Genomic DNA, 13978 nt, shown 5'->3' on the forward strand with positions numbered 1-13978 from the left:
AGACCACCCAACCGGAGGCAAAGGCACCGTGGGGGTCCGGGGGGCTCGGCCCCCCGGGTACAACAACGAAGATGAAGGGGGAGGGGCGAGCGCGCCAGCGCGAGCCCACCCCCGAATCGGGTCGGGATGACAGGATTTGAACCTGCGACCCTCCGCTCCCAAAGCGGATGCGCTACCAAGCTGCGCCACATCCCGGGTCCACCCCCAGGGGGGTGTGTGATCAGCCTAGCGGGTCACGCTAAGCTAGCTGCGCACCCGGGTACCTCCGGGGGCGCGCGGGTGTAGCTCAATGGTAGAGCCCTAGTCTTCCAAACTAGCTACGCGGGTTCGATTCCCGTCACCCGCTCCAAAGCTCAGCCGGCCGGTGAGGCGGCGTCGCGGGTCGATGCGGCGTCCGCCTCCAGGGAGGCCGCGATCACATCCAGTAGCTTGTCCGTGTCCACCGGCTTGGTGATGTAGTCGTCGGCTCCGCTCGCCAGTGTGCGGGCGCGGTCCTCCGGGGTGGCCTTGGCCGTGACGGCGATCACCGGGAGGTCCGCGTTGGCCGCTTCGGCCCGGATGGCCGCGATTGTGGCGTTGCCGTCGAGTTCGGGCATCATCACGTCCATCAGGACCAGGGCCGTGTCCTCGTTGCGCTCCAGGGCGCGGATGCCGGCGACGCCCGTCTCCGCGTAGATCACCTCCAGGCCCGCCTGTTCCAGGACCGCTGCCAGGGCGAACACGTTCCGCAGGTCGTCGTCGACGATCAGGACCTTCTCGCCGTGGAAGCGCTTGGGTGTCACGTCGGGGGCCGCCACCAGGACCGTGCTGGGGACGGGGGGCAGGCGGGGCGAGGAGAGGGCCGTCAGGGCCGGGTCGACCAGGTTGGCCGCCGCCACCGGGAGGTACAGCGTGAACGTCGAGCCCACGCCCGGTTCGCTCACTACGCGCAGCTCGCCGCCCAGGAGCTCCGTCAGCTGCTGGCTGATGTTCAGCCCGAGGCCCGTGCCGCCGTACTTGCGGCTCGTCGTGCCGTCCGCCTGGCGGAACGCCTCGAAGATGACCGCCAGCTTCTCCTCCGGGATCCCTATCCCGGTGTCCTCGACCGCGAAGGCGATGATTCCCGGCGCGTTCTTCAGCGCCTCCTGCTCGACCTCGGCCGGGTCCGCCGCCCGGATGCGCAGCCGGACGCCGCCCTCGTCGGTGAACTTCGCCGCGTTCGACAGCAGGTTCCGGAGGATCTGCTGGAGGCGGTGCTCGTCGGTGTGGACGCTGCCGGGCACCGGTGGGTCGATGTGGACGGCGAACTCGAGGCCCTTGTCCGCGGTCAGCGGCCGGCACAGCGACTCGACGTAGTCCACCAGCTCCGGCAGCGTGATGTCGGACATCTGCATGTCCAGCCGGCCGGCTTCGACCTTCGCCAGGTCCAGTATGTCGTTGATCAGCTGTTGCAGGTCCGACCCGGCGGCGTAGATCGTCTTCGCGAACTGGATCTGCTTCTCCGTCAGGTTCCCTTCCGGGTTCTCCGACAGCAGCTTCGCCAGGATCAACGCGCTGTTCAGCGGTGTCCGCAGCTCGTGGGACATGTTCGCCATGAACTCGGTCTTGTACTGCGACGCCACCGTCAGCTGCCCGGCGCGCTCCTCCAGCTCCTGCCGCGCCTGCTCGATCTCGCTGTTCTTGACCTCGATGTCGCGGTTCTGCTGGGCCAGCAGCGCGGCCTTCTCGGCCAGCTCCGTGTTGGACCGCCGCAGCTCGCCCTGCTGGGCCTGCAGCTGCTCCGACCGCGCCCGCAGCTCCTGCGCGAGCCGCTGGGACTCGGTGAGCAGCGCCTCGGTCCGCGAGTTGGACAGGATCGTGTTCACGTTGACGCCGATGGTGTGCCGCAGCTGCTCCAGGAGGTCCTGGTGGACCGTGCTGAACTCGTTGACCGAGGCCAGCTCCAGCACGCCGAGCACCTCGCCCTGGAACAGCACCGGCAGCACGATGAGGTTCACCGGCGCGGCCGAGCCGAGCCCGGACGAGATCAGCGCGTACTCCGGCGGCGCGTTGCTGACCAGGACCGTGCGCTGGTCGACGGCGGCCTGGCCGATCAGCGACTCGCCCATCGCGAACCGCAGCCCGGCGCGGGACTGCGCGAGCCCGTAGGCGGCGATGCATTCCAGCACCGTGCCGTCGCGGTCGTCGTCGCGGGCCAGGAAGAACGCGCCCTGCTGGGCCCGGACCAGCGGGGCCAGCTCGGACAGGATCAGCGCGGCGACCGACACGAGGTCGCGGTGCCCCTGCATCCGGCCCGACAGCTGCGCGAGGTTCGTCTTCAGCCAGTCCTGCTCGCGGTTGGTCCTCGTCGTCTCCTTGAGGTTCGCGATCATCTGGTTGATGTTGTCCTTGAGGTCGGCGACCTCGCCGGACGCGTCGACCGTGATGTGCCGGGTCAGGTCGCCGGCGGTCACCGCCGTCGCGACCTGCGCGATCGCGCGGACCTGCGTGGTCAGGTTCCCGGCCAGCTGGTTCACGCTCTCGGTGAGCCGCTGCCAGGTGCCGGACACGCCGTCGACCTCGGCCTGGCCGCCCAGCTTGCCCTCGGTGCCGACCTCGCGGGCGACCCGCGTGACCTCGGAGGCGAACGCGGAGAGCTGGTCGACCATCGTGTTCATCGTGGTCTTGAGCTCGAGGATCTCGCCCCGGGCGTCGACGTCGATCTTCTTGGTCAGGTCGCCCTTCGCGACGGCGGTGGTGACCTGCGAGATGTTCCGCACCTGGCTGGTCAGGTTGTGCGCCATGAAGTTGACGTTCTCGGTCAGGTCCTTCCAGGTCCCGGCGACGCCGGGCACCCGCGCCTGGCCGCCGAGGATGCCTTCGGTACCGACCTCGCGGGCGACGCGGGTGACCTCGTCGGCGAACGCGCGCAGCGTTTCGACCATCCCGTTCAGCGTCTCGGCCAGCGCCGCGACCTCGCCCTGGGCCTCGATCCGGATCTTCTTCGACAGGTCGCCGTTGGCCACCGCGCTCGCCACCGTGGCGATGTTCCGGACCTGGTCGGTCAGGTTGTCGGCCATGACGTTGACGTTGTCGGTGAGGTCCTTCCAGGTGCCGGCGACGCCGCGGACGCGTGCCTGGCCGCCGAGGATGCCTTCGGTGCCGACCTCGCGCGCCACCCGGGTGACCTCGTCCGCGAACGCGGACAGCTGGTCGACCATCGTGTTCAGCGTCGTCTTGAGCTCGAGGATCTCGCCGCGCGCGTCGACGGTGATCTTCTGGGTCAGGTCGCCCTTCGCGACCGCCGCCGTCACCTGGGCGATGTTCCGGACCTGGTCGGTCAGGTTGTTCGCCATCGAGTTGACGTTGTCGGTCAGGTCCTTCCAGGTGCCGGCGACGCCCGGCACGGCGGCCTGGCCGCCCAGTTTGCCCTCGGTGCCCACCTCGCGCGCCACCCGGGTGACCTCGTCCGCGAACGCGGACAGCTGGTCGACCATCGTGTTCAGCGTGTTCTTGAGCTCCAGGATCTCGCCGCGGGCGTCCACCGCGATCTTCTGGGTCAGGTCGCCGCGCGCGACGGCCGTCGCGACCTGGGCGATGTTGCGGACCTGGGTGGTCAGGTTGTTCGCCATGAAGTTCACGGACCCGGTCAGGTCGCGCCAGGTGCCGGCGACGCCGGGGACCTGCGCCTGCCCGCCCAGCTGACCCTCCGTGCCCACCTCGCGGGCCACCCGGGTGACTTCGTCGGCGAACGCCGAGAGCTGGTCCACCATGGTGTTCATGGTCGTCTTGAGCTCGAAGAACTCGCCGCGCGCGTCGACGGTGATCTTCTGCGTCAGGTCGCCCTTCGCCACCGCCGTGGTGACGTGCGAGATGTTGCGGACCTGGTCGGTGAGGTTGTCGGCCATCTGGTTGACCGAGTCGGTGAGGCTGCGCCACGTCCCGGCCGCGCCCGCCACCTCGGCCTGCCCGCCCAGCTTGCCCTCGCTGCCGACCTCGCGCGCCACCCGGGTGACTTCGCCGGCGAACGCCGAAAGCTGGTCGACCATCGTGTTCAGGGTGTTCTTCAGCTGCAGGATCTCGCCGCGGGCGTCGACCTCGATCTTCTTCGTCAGGTCGCCGTTGGCCACCGCGGTCGCCACCTGCGAGATCCCGCGGACCTGGTCGGTCAGGTTGTCGGCCATCAGGTTGACCGAGTCGGTGAGGTCGCGCCACGTCCCGGCGACGCCCGGCACCTGGGCCTGGCCGCCGAGCTTGCCGTCCGAGCCGACCTCGCGGGAGACGCGGGTGACCTCGTCGGCGAACGCGGAGAGCTGGTCGACCATCGTGTTGATGGTGTTCTTGAGCTCGAGGATCTCGCCGCGGGCGTCGACGTTGATCTTCTGGGTCAGGTCGCCGCGGGCGACGGCGGTGGTGACCTGGGCGATGTTGCGGACCTGCTCGGTGAGGTTGTCGGCCATGAAGTTGACCGAGTCGGTCAGGTCGCGCCAGGTGCCCGACACGCCCGGGACGACGGCCTGGCCGCCGAGACGTCCCTCACCCGCGATTTCCCGGGAGAGCCTCGTCACTTCGGCGGCGAAGCGCGACAGCTGCGCGATGAGGCCGTTGACCGTCTTCGCCAGCGTCGCGTACGCGCCCTGCAGCGGGCGCCCGTCGAGGGTCAGGGTCATGGGCTGGGACAGGTCGCCGTCGGCGACGCCGCCGAGCACGCGCTCCAGCTCGATCGCCGGCCGGGTGAGGTCCTCGACCAGGCCGTTGACGGCGTCGACGGCCGTGGTCCAGCCCCCGGGGCCGACCTGGCCCTCCAGCCGCTCGCTCAGCCGGCCTTCCTGCCCGACGGCCGCGCGGACCCGCAGCAGCTCGCTGACCAGCCGCTGGTTGCGCTCGGCGATGTCGTTGAACGCGACGGCGAGCTGCGCCGAGATGCCGTCGCCGTGCGGGACGAGCCGCCGGCGGAAGTTGCCGTCCCCCAGATCCCGCACCGCGACGAGCACCCGCTCCAGCGCGGCCGCTTCGCTCTGGGATTCCGTTGTCATGTGTGCCGACCCTCTCCACCACGCATGCGCCAGCCATGGTCGTCGACCCAGCGTGCCATGCTTCGCCCTACACTTCGAGCCAGCCCGCCCGCTCACGCGGTAGCCGTGCGACAGCAGTCCGGAGGCAGGAGGTCCGTGCATGGTGTCACGTCCGGCCCCGGCTTCGGCGGCCCCGCCGCCGATGACCGGTGACGGCGGGCCGCCGGGCTTCGACGCCTTCGCACGCGCGGCCCTCGAAGACGTCCGTGACGCGGTGTTCCTGCAGGACGCCGCGGGCGCGGTGCGCTGGGCGAACCCCGCGGGGCGAGCGCTGGCGGGCGACGCCGAGCCGCAGCTGCACCCCGTCACCGAGACCTCCGGCCACGTCGACGTCGCCGGTCACCGCCGTCCGGCCCGCATCCGGACGCTGCCCGGCGGCTGGCACGCCTGGACCGTCCCCGCGGACGGCCTCGCCCAGCAGCAGGTGGGTGACTTCCTGGCCGAGGCCGGTCCCCGGCTGGCCGCCGCGCGCGGGCGGCACGGCACCGCCAGGGTGATCGCCGAGCTGGCCGCGTCCGCGCTGGCCGAAACCGTCTTCGTGCTGCTGCCGACCACCCGCGGCCGGTGGGAGTGGTGGAGCTGCGAGCGCCCGGCCGCGCAGGGCCACGGCCGGATCCGGCGGGTGCCTGCCCAGGTCGCGCCGGTGCTGGCGGCGACCTTCGCCGCCACCGGCCGCCCCCAGCCCGCGTCCGTCCCCGGACCCGAGGTCGCCACGCTGCCGTCGGTCGTCGCCGACCGGTTCGCCGGGCACACCGACGTCTCGGTCGTCTCGCTCGGCCCGAGCGCGAGCGCCGGGGTCACCGGCGCGCTGCTGCTGGGCCGCCGCGGCGACGCCGGGTTCGGCGCCGAGCAGTCCCGCGCGGTGGTCGAGTTCGCCGTGGCGGCCGGGACGGCGCTGGCCAACGCCCAGCGCTACGCCCGGCAGGAGGAGGCGACCCGCGGCCTGGAGACGACGCTGCGCCCGGTCGACCCGCCGGAGCTCGACGGCGCCCGGTTCGAGACCTGGTACGAGCCGGCGGCCGGCGTCCTCACGGTCGGCGGGGACTTCTTCGACGTCCAGGCGCACGACGACGGCAGCGCGTTCCTGGTGCTCGGCGACGTCTGCGGCAAGGGCCCCGAGGCCGCGGCCCTGACCGGCCGGGTCCGGCACGCCCTGACCGCGCTCGCCATGGTCGAACGCGACGGCCGCACGCTGCTGCGGCTGCTCAACGAGCTGCTCATCGCCGGCGGCAGCAGCCGCTTCGCCACCCTCGTGCTCGGCACGGCCCGGCCGGCGGACGGCGGTGTCGGCCTGACGCTCGCCTCGGGTGGCCACCCGGCGCCGCTGATCGTCCGCCGCTCGGGCGTGGTGGAGGAGGTCACCGTGCCGGGCACGCTGGTCGGCATCTCGCCGCAGGCCCGGTTCGCCGAGGCCGAGGTGCGGCTGGAGCGCGGCGACGTCTGCCTGCTCTACACCGACGGCATCACCGAGGCCCGCAACCGCCACGAACAGACGGAACTCTTCGGAGACGACCGGTTGCGCGCGGTGCTCGCGGCGGCGGCGGGCGAGCCGGCCCGCGAGGTCGTGCGGCAGCTGCGGCAGGCCGTGCGCGACTGGCTCGGCAGTTCCGCACACGACGATATCGCCGTGCTCGCCATCGAATGTGGAGACTGATTGCAACGTCCTTTGTGGACTGGGGTTTGAGGCCGTGGCGAGGGGGTAACTACCCCGGTGCAACCGGTTTTCCGACGGAGGAGCCCCATGGCGAACGCACTGCAAGGACGCCGGGTCGCGATCCTGGCCGCGGACGGCGTCGAACAGGTCGAGCTGGAGAAGCCGCGCCAGGCCGTCCTCGACGAGGGCGCGACGGTGGAGCTGGTGTCGCTGGACACCGGCGAAATCCAGGCGATGAACGGCGACATCGACAAGGGTGAGAAGTTCGCGGTGGACCGGAAGGTCGCCGACGTCCGGATCGGCGACTTCGACGCGCTGCTGCTGCCCGGCGGCACGATGAACCCCGACAACCTGCGCACGGACCCCGCCGCGGTCAAGTTCGTCGGCGACTTCGTGCGCGCCGGCAAGCCGGTCGGGGTGATCTGCCACGGTCCGTGGACGCTCGTCGAAGCGGATGTCGTGCGTGGCCGCACGCTGACGTCGTACCCGAGCATCCGGACGGACATCCGTAACGCCGGCGGCACGGTCGTCGACGAAGAGGTCGTAGTGGACAACGGACTGGTCTCCAGCCGCAACCCGGACGACCTGCCGGCGTTCTGCCGGACGGTCGTGCGCGAGTTCGCGGGCCACTAGCCGTCCTTTGTGGACCGTCACCCGATTGTGTGTTAAGTCCCGCTTAAATCTGTTGGCTTTCGGCACCGAGGCGTAGCACGCTGAAGGTGTGACAAGGATCGCCCGTGGAGAGGAGGTGGACGCGATGACTGTGCACGCAAGGCGCTACGGCCGCTGGTGCCGTGAACACTTCGACGCGATCGCCGCCGAGGGCGTTCCCGCACCGCGCGGCGGCGAGCCCGCCGAGCAGGCCCTGCCGAAGCCCGAGCCGGAGCCCGTTCAACCGGCTGCCGAGCAGCCTCGGCGCTGACAGACCACGAAGAAGGCCTCCCCGGCGCGGTTGTCGTGCCGGGGAGGCCTTCTTCGTGCGTCAGCGGTAGCTGCGGCGGTACCAGACCCGCTTGGGCCCGGGCACGCCGATCCGCGTGATGACGTCGGTCAGGATCGCGCCGATGACGAGCCACAGGATGGCGGCGAGGCCGTCGTTGAGGAACGTCCGCAGGCCCTCCGAGTCCGGCGTGAAGAGGTTGCGCAGGCCGAGCGACACGCCCGCCGACCAGTCCGAAATCAGGTGCGCGAAGCCGTTCGCCGAGTTCGCCCCGCCCAGCACCAGCACGATGTGCACGGCCAGGACCAGCGCGAACACCGCGCAGACGAGGTGGATGAGGGCGTTGATCGTGCGCACGACCCGGATGCGTGGGTGGGTGCGCTCCACGATCTCTTCGGTGGGCGCGGGCTCGTGCGGCGGTCCGTACGGCTCCGGGGGCGGGGGATACGGCATCGTCGGCGTCCTTTCGACTGTCCGATGTGGACGTATCGGGCGGGCGGGAACAACACTGGGAAATACCCGTCACCCGGGTGAGCGAACCATTGACTCTCCAAACTTCCCTGTTTCGAGCGCGACAGGGTAGTTTGAGGAACGCAAGGAGGGTCATGGCGCAGGACGTCTTCTCCGTCGAGCAGGTCGCCGCGAAGCTCGGCCTCCACGTCCGGACGGTCCGGAACTACGTGCGGGACGGGCGGCTGAAGGCGGTCCGGATCGGCAAGCAGTACCGGATCACGGCCACGGACCTGGCGGCCTTCACCGGGCTGCCGATCGCCGAGCGCGCGCCGGCCGCGGAGCTTTCGGCGGTCGTCGAGCTCGGCGGCGTCGACCGCGCGGCGGCCGACCGGATCTCGACCATGGTCCTGGCCTCGGTCAACGGGCCCCGGGACGCCGGCGAGCGGCCCCTGCGCGTCGAAACCATCCACGACGGCGAGCGGTCGACGATGAAGATCATCGTGCTCGGCGACCTCGCCGCGGGTGCCGACCTGCTGCGCTGGGTCGCCTCGATCACCGAGAATCCGGCGTGACCACGGTCCGCGACCGCCGCGACGCGCTCCGGGCAGCGCACGCCGGCCACCCGGCTTGGCGGCACGTTCGCCGTGTGTCCGGGCCGAGGCCGCACCGCCGGTCGGCGCGCTGATGCTGGTCAACCCCGTCGGGGTCGGCCGCCGCCGGATCGCGCCGCTGTTCGGGTTCGCCGCCTCCTCGGCGACCGGGGACGGCGCCGGTCTTCGGCAACGGTCGTCCAGGGCAGCCCCGCCGACCCGGAGCGGCGCGCGAGCACTTCAAACCGTTCGGGGTCGAGCGGGTGATGCCGGGCGGCGGCGACGCTGCGGAAGGCCCGGCTCCACGACGGAGTTCCCGGCCGGAACCCCGGCAACGGCGTCCGGCGGCCGTGCCCGGCGCCCGGGCGGCCGCGGCGCGCTGAGCCGCGCGGCGCAACTCCCGGCGGGTGGGCAACCCCCGCCCCGCGCGGGGCGTCCAGGTGATCATGAGAACTCCCCGGCGCTGTGCGCTGCTGGTGTCCGTCCTCGCCCTCCTGGCCGCGTTCGCCTCGCCCGCGACGGCGGAAACACCCGTGGTCCCGCCGGGCTTCCAACCGGCCTCGACGAGCTGGACCGGCCCGGACACCGGATACGTCCTGGGCTACTCGCCGTGCGCCGGCACCTGGTGCCCGGCGCTGCTGGGTACCACCGACGGCGGGCGGCACTGGCGGCGGCTGGGCGCGCCGCCGATGCCGCTGCCGGACAACCACAACCACGTCGCGCTGCGGGTCTTCGGCGACCGCGTCGCCTACGTCAGCGACGGCGTCCACGTGCGCACGACCCGCGACGGCGGCGCCACCTGGCAGCCGGTCGCGCTCGCCGGGGCGCGGGAGCCGTACTACCTCTCGAAGATCGCCGAGACCGGCGGCCGCGTCTTCGCCATCTTGACCACCTACGGCGAGGGCCGCGGCTCGACCCGGCTCTACTCGGCGATCGCCGGCTCGCCGGTGCTGGCCCCGGTGCCCGGGTTCGCCGTCACCGGCGGTCTCACCTACGGCGACCTGGCCGTCGGCGGCGGCCTGCAGGTCGCGCTCGGCGCGGACTACGGCGGCGAGCGGTACTGGACCTCCCGCGACGGCACCCGGTTCACCCCGGCCGCGCCGCCGTGCCCGGACGGGACGGTCGCCTCGCTCGACGGGGTCCGCGAACGGCAGGTCGTGGCGTTGTGCAGCGGCAGTCCCGGCTCGCCGCAGCCGGGGTCGACCGAACGGCAGCTGCGGCACGCGCCGCGGCTCGGCGCGAAGTTCGGCGACGACGGCGTCGCGCCGTTCGCCGGCATCCACCAGGGCTTCGCCGCGGCCTCGCCGACGGCCGCGACGGTCGCGGCCGTGGGCGGTGGCGTCGGCTTCCTGCACAGCACGGCCGACGGCGGCCGCACCTGGGAGACGTTCGCGCTGACCGATCGCGGCTTCGCGCTGACCGATCTCGACTTCCCCGGCCGCGGCACCGGCGTCGTCGTCGACGGCCAGCCGGACGCCGAGGGTGGTTCCGCCGTGTACCGGACCACGGATGGGGGACACACCTGGCGGGAACTGCGTTTCGGGTAGTTCTCCCTGGCAGGCAAGGCCCTTGTGCCTGGTTCACTTGGTGAACTCCATGTCGTAATCTGAGCACTGTCCGTCGCCGGACACGGTGAACGAAGCCCGGGCAGGGGTGTCGTCGCCACGCGCAGAGTGGGAGAGCAGCCGATGACGCCTGGCGACCTGCGGTCCGGAACCGAGGGTGGTGCGGCCGCCCTCGATTTCAGCAAGGCGAGCCTGGCGCGGCTGTCCGACGCACTCCTCGGCGGGCACGACCACTACGAGGTCGACCGGGAAGCGATGCGGCGGCTGCTGGCGATCGCGCCCGGGGCCCGGGCGATGGCGAAGGAGCACCGCGACTGGCTGGTGCGCGCGGTGCGGTTCCTCGCCGGCAAACGCGGTGTCGACCAGTTCCTCGACCTCGGTTCGGGCATGCCGACCGCGGAAAACACCCACGAGGTGGCGCAGCGGTACAACCCGGACGCGCAGGTCGTGTACGTCGACAACGACCCGGTGGTGCAGGTGCACGGCCGGGCGCTGCTCGAAGAGAACTACCTGACCCACGTCACCGGCGCCGACCTGACGCGGCCCGCCGACACCCTCGCCGACGAGGTCGTCAAGGAGTACCTGGACTTCTCCCGGCCGGTGGCGCTGATCCTCACGTCGATCATCCACCACATCGACGACTACGACCGCGCGAAGTCGATCGTCGCGGAGTACGTGGAGGCGCTCGCGCCCGGGTCGTTCCTGCTGCTCACGCACCACTTCGACCCGGAGGAGGACTCCCCGCGCCAGGAGCTGGCCCGGCTGCTGGAGACCAGCTTCCAGGGCACCGGGCTGGGCAGCGTCCACCGCACGCGCGAGCAGATCGCAGGGTTCTTCGAAGGCACCGAGCTGCTCCGGCCCGGGCTGGTCTACCTGCACGAATGGTGGCCGGACGGCCCGCGGCTGCACCCGCTGGGCGAGCTGAACTTCCTGACGCTGGGCGGAGTCGCCCGCAAGCAGTGAGGCCGGCCCCAACCACCCCAATGTGGCGTTCGGTGCGTTGGACGCAACCAACGCCACATTGGGGTGCTCCCGGGCGGGTGTCCGGGGTCAGGCGGCGTTGAAGCTGTCGGGGTCCGGGCCGGTGCGCTCACCGCGGTCCAGCGGGGTCAGCGACTCCATCTCCTCCTCCGTGAGGGTGAACCCGAACAGGTCGAAATTCTCCTCGATCCGGGACGGCGTGACCGACTTCGGGATCACGACGTTGCCCAGCTGCAGGTGCCAGCGCAGCACGATCTGCGCGGGCGTGCGGCTGTGCTTCACCGCCAGCTCGGCCACGGCCGGGTCACCGAGCAGGCTGCCGCCCTTGGCGAGCGGGCTCCACGCCTCGGTCGCGATGCCGTGCTTGGCGTCGAACTCGCGCAGCTCGCGCTGCTGCAGGTACGGGTGCAGCTCGACCTGGTTGACCGCCGGGGCGACGTCGGCGGCGTCGAGCAGGCGCTCGAGGTGCGCGGGCTGGAAGTTGGAGACGCCGATCGCGCGGACGCGGCCGTCGGAGTACAGCTTCTCGAACGCCTTCCAGGTGTCGAGGTACCTGTCGCGCGCCGGGGTCGGCCAGTGGATCAGGTACAGGTCGAGCTGCTCCAGGCCGAGCTTGGCCATGCTCGCGTCGAACGCCTTGAGCGTCGAGTCGTAGCCCTGGGCCGAGTTCCACAGCTTGGTGGTGACGAACAGGTCGTCGCGGGCGATGCCGGACTCGGCGATCGCCTGGCCGACGCCCTTCTCGTTGCCGTAGACGGCGGCGGTGTCGATGCTGCGGTAGCCCGCGTCGAGGGCGGCCTTGACGGCGGTGGCGGTCTCGTCGTCCGGGACCTGGAACACGCCGTAGCCGAGTTGCGGCATACGGACGCCGTTGCTGAGTTCGATGTCGGGCACGCTGGTCACGAGGGGTCCTTTCGGTGGGTGGTTCATCGGGCGAGTACCCGTTCCCCGGCTTCGAAACTAGCCGGGGATCCGCGGTCGAGCAGGCCGGAGACGAGGGCCACGGCCAGGCCCGCCGCGGCGAGCGCGGCGCCGATCCAGTTGGGCGCGGTGTAGCCGAGGCCGGCGTCGATGGCCTGGCCGCCGAGCCACGCGCCGCCGGCGTTGCCGAGGTTGAACGCGGCGATGTTCGCCGCCGACGCGAGCGCCGGGGCGCCCTCGGCCTTGGCCAGCACGCGCGCCTGCAGTGGCGGCACGGTCGCGAAGCCCGCCGCGCCGAACAGCGCGATGGTGATCGCCGCGGGCACCTTCGCGTGCGCGGTGAAGACGAACGCCACCAGCACGAGCGCCAACGCGGCGAGGATGACGTAGAGGCTGGGCATCAGCCTGCGGTCCGCGGCCTTGCCGCCGAGCAGGTTGCCGGCGAACAGGCCGGCGCCGAAGAGCACGAGCAGCCAGGTGACGGCGCCGCTCGAGAAGCCGGCGACCTCGGTCATCATCGGGGCGATGTAGGTGAAGGACGCGAACACCCCGGCGAAGCCGAGCGCGGTCATCACCAGCGCGAGCCACACCTGCGGGCGGCGGAACACGGCGAGCTCCCGCCGCAGGCCCGCGCCGGGCGCAGGTTCCTGGTGCGGCACCAGCGCGAGGATGCCGATCGCGCCGGCCACGCCGAGCGCGCTGACCACCCAGAACGTCGAGCGCCAGCCGAAGGCCTGGCCGAGCGCGGTGCCGGCGGGCACGCCGAGCACGTTCGCCACGGTCAGCCCGGTGAACATCAGTGCGATGGCGCCGGCCTGCCTGGCCGGGGCGACCAGCGAGGCGGCGACGACCGAGCCGACGCCGAAGAACGCGCCGTGGCTCAGCGCGGCGACGATCCGGCCGGTCATCAGCAGGCCGTAGCTGGGGGCCAGCGCCGAGAGCACGTTGCCCGCGATGAACAAGCCCATCAGGGCGACCAGCACGGTCTTGCGCGGTACCCGCGAGGCCAGCGCGGTGAGCAGGGGAGCACCGACGACGACGCCGAGCGCGTAGCCGGAGATGAGCAGGCCTGCGGCCGGGATCGAGACGCCGAAGCCGGCCGCGACCTCGGGCAGCAGGCCCATGATCACGAACTCGGTGGTGCCGATCCCGAAAGCGCTGATCGCCAGTGCGAGCAGAGCGGCGGGCATGGACTTCCTTCTTCCCGGAGTAGACTGGTTACGGGCGTGGGCAACTACAAGCGCCCGAGATAGTTGCAGACGCCGTATATTGCACACGCTTGATGGTGCCGCGACGCGTGCCGCGCGCGCAAGCCGGGGAGAGGTGAACCGTGTCACTGGACGACGACGCCGTCGAAGCCCGTGCGCAGGGCTGGCGCACGCTGGCCGCGCTCCACGCGCGCATCGAGGACAGGCTGCAGCGCGCGCTCGAGCGCGAACACGAGCTGTCGGTGAGCGAGTACACGGTCCTCGACGTCCTGGCCCGCCAGGACGGTTTCCACCTCCGGATGAACCAGCTCGCGAACGCGGTGGTGCTGAGCCAGTCCGCGACGACCCGGCTGGTCACCCGGCTGGAGGGCCGCGGGCTGCTGGCCCGCTACCTCTGCGCGGACGACCGCCGCGGCATCTACACCGAGGTGACGCCCGCGGGCCAGGCGCTGCTGACGGCGGCGCGCCCGACGCACGACGCGGCTTTGGCGGAGGCACTGGCGGAGGCCGAGGCGGTGCCGGAGCTGGCGCCGCTGGTGGGAGCGCTGGGGGCGCTGAGTTTTCCGGGAGCTTGACCTCGGCGCGTGCCGGACCGGTGAAAGTTTCGGCACAGCACAGTTCCGCCGCAGAGTG

11 protein-coding genes and 2 tRNA genes are annotated in these 13978 nt (G+C 71.7%); 8 read left to right on the forward strand and 5 right to left on the reverse strand.

The genetic code is table 11. The features are described 5' to 3' along the window. Positions 1–121: 121 nt before the first annotated feature. A tRNA-Pro gene (locus I4Q55_RS38205) sits at positions 122–195 on the reverse strand. 80 nt (positions 196–275) lie between these two features. Between I4Q55_RS38205 and I4Q55_RS38210 the strand changes: the two genes are divergently transcribed. Continuing rightward, positions 276–349: transfer RNA gene (locus I4Q55_RS38210), tRNA-Gly, on the forward strand. 4 nt (positions 350–353) lie between these two features. Here I4Q55_RS38210 and I4Q55_RS38215 read toward each other — a convergent pair. Further along, on the reverse strand, positions 354–4994 hold the full coding sequence (locus tag I4Q55_RS38215) for a HAMP domain-containing protein (protein ID WP_206795243.1): 4641 nt from the start codon (positions 4992–4994) through the stop codon (positions 354–356). Between the two features lie 139 nt (positions 4995–5133). On the opposite strand from I4Q55_RS38215, the gene I4Q55_RS38220 reads away from it, so the two are divergent. From I4Q55_RS38220 to I4Q55_RS38230, 3 genes are all read left to right on the forward strand, one after another. Further along, on the forward strand, positions 5134–6687 hold the full coding sequence (locus tag I4Q55_RS38220) for a SpoIIE family protein phosphatase (RefSeq protein WP_206795245.1): 1554 nt from the start codon (positions 5134–5136) through the stop codon (positions 6685–6687). Positions 6688–6774: 87 nt separating this feature from the next. Next, complete coding sequence (locus I4Q55_RS38225; protein ID WP_206795247.1) at positions 6775–7320, forward strand: type 1 glutamine amidotransferase domain-containing protein; 546 nt, start codon at positions 6775–6777, stop codon at positions 7318–7320. A gap of 124 nt (positions 7321–7444) precedes the next feature. Beyond that, positions 7445–7609: a hypothetical protein gene (locus tag I4Q55_RS38230; RefSeq protein WP_206795248.1), complete on the forward strand. Its 165-nt coding sequence runs from the start codon at positions 7445–7447 to the stop codon at positions 7607–7609. 60 nt (positions 7610–7669) lie between these two features. Here I4Q55_RS38230 and I4Q55_RS38235 read toward each other — a convergent pair whose 3' ends face one another. Further along, positions 7670–8080: a hypothetical protein gene (locus tag I4Q55_RS38235; protein WP_206795250.1), complete on the reverse strand. Its 411-nt coding sequence runs from the start codon at positions 8078–8080 to the stop codon at positions 7670–7672. Between the two features lie 152 nt (positions 8081–8232). Between I4Q55_RS38235 and I4Q55_RS38240 the strand changes: the two genes are divergently transcribed. The 3 genes from I4Q55_RS38240 to I4Q55_RS38250 all read left to right on the forward strand — a co-directional run bounded on the left by I4Q55_RS38240 (position 8233) and on the right by I4Q55_RS38250 (position 11198). Further along, on the forward strand, positions 8233–8652 hold the full coding sequence (locus tag I4Q55_RS38240) for a helix-turn-helix domain-containing protein (RefSeq protein WP_206795252.1): 420 nt from the start codon (positions 8233–8235) through the stop codon (positions 8650–8652). Between the two features lie 464 nt (positions 8653–9116). Next, positions 9117–10217 (forward strand): hypothetical protein, encoded by a 1101-nt coding sequence (locus I4Q55_RS38245; RefSeq protein WP_242547473.1) that lies wholly within the window; start codon positions 9117–9119, stop codon positions 10215–10217. A gap of 141 nt (positions 10218–10358) precedes the next feature. Further along, the gene (locus I4Q55_RS38250; RefSeq protein ID WP_206795254.1) at positions 10359–11198 is read left to right on the forward strand and encodes an SAM-dependent methyltransferase; all 840 of its coding nucleotides are present in this window, start codon (positions 10359–10361) and stop codon (positions 11196–11198) included. Between the two features lie 87 nt (positions 11199–11285). Here the strand turns inward: I4Q55_RS38250 and I4Q55_RS38255 are convergent, their stop codons facing one another. Further along, positions 11286–12119: an aldo/keto reductase gene (locus I4Q55_RS38255; protein ID WP_206795256.1), complete on the reverse strand. Its 834-nt coding sequence runs from the start codon at positions 12117–12119 to the stop codon at positions 11286–11288. A 23-nt stretch (positions 12120–12142) separates the two neighbouring features. Then, positions 12143–13327: an MFS transporter gene (locus tag I4Q55_RS38260; RefSeq protein ID WP_206795258.1), complete on the reverse strand. Its 1185-nt coding sequence runs from the start codon at positions 13325–13327 to the stop codon at positions 12143–12145. Between the two features lie 140 nt (positions 13328–13467). On the opposite strand from I4Q55_RS38260, the gene I4Q55_RS38265 reads away from it, so the two are divergent. After that, entirely contained in the window at positions 13468–13920 is a 453-nt protein-coding gene (locus I4Q55_RS38265) for a MarR family transcriptional regulator (RefSeq protein ID WP_206795260.1), read from the forward strand. Positions 13921–13978 lie beyond the last annotated feature (58 nt).

The sequence above is a fragment of the Amycolatopsis sp. MtRt-6 genome, from assembly GCF_017308975.1.
Lineage (GTDB): Bacteria > Actinomycetota > Actinomycetes > Mycobacteriales > Pseudonocardiaceae > Amycolatopsis.

What these genes read in the sequence shown, in the direction of transcription:
- I4Q55_RS38215 (WP_206795243.1), bottom strand. Translation starts at nt 4,994, where the DNA reads ATGACAACGGAATCCCAGAGCGAAGCGGCCGCGCTGGAGCGGGTGCTC.
- I4Q55_RS38220 (WP_206795245.1), top strand. Translation starts at nt 5,134, where the DNA reads ATGGTGTCACGTCCGGCCCCGGCTTCGGCGGCCCCGCCGCCGATGACC.
- I4Q55_RS38225 (WP_206795247.1), top strand. Translation starts at nt 6,775, where the DNA reads ATGGCGAACGCACTGCAAGGACGCCGGGTCGCGATCCTGGCCGCGGAC.
- I4Q55_RS38230 (WP_206795248.1), top strand. Translation starts at nt 7,445, where the DNA reads ATGACTGTGCACGCAAGGCGCTACGGCCGCTGGTGCCGTGAACACTTC.
- I4Q55_RS38235 (WP_206795250.1), bottom strand. Translation starts at nt 8,080, where the DNA reads ATGCCGTATCCCCCGCCCCCGGAGCCGTACGGACCGCCGCACGAGCCC.
- I4Q55_RS38240 (WP_206795252.1), top strand. Translation starts at nt 8,233, where the DNA reads ATGGCGCAGGACGTCTTCTCCGTCGAGCAGGTCGCCGCGAAGCTCGGC.
- I4Q55_RS38245 (WP_242547473.1), top strand. Translation starts at nt 9,117, where the DNA reads ATGAGAACTCCCCGGCGCTGTGCGCTGCTGGTGTCCGTCCTCGCCCTC.
- I4Q55_RS38250 (WP_206795254.1), top strand. Translation starts at nt 10,359, where the DNA reads ATGACGCCTGGCGACCTGCGGTCCGGAACCGAGGGTGGTGCGGCCGCC.
- I4Q55_RS38260 (WP_206795258.1), bottom strand. Translation starts at nt 13,327, where the DNA reads ATGCCCGCCGCTCTGCTCGCACTGGCGATCAGCGCTTTCGGGATCGGC.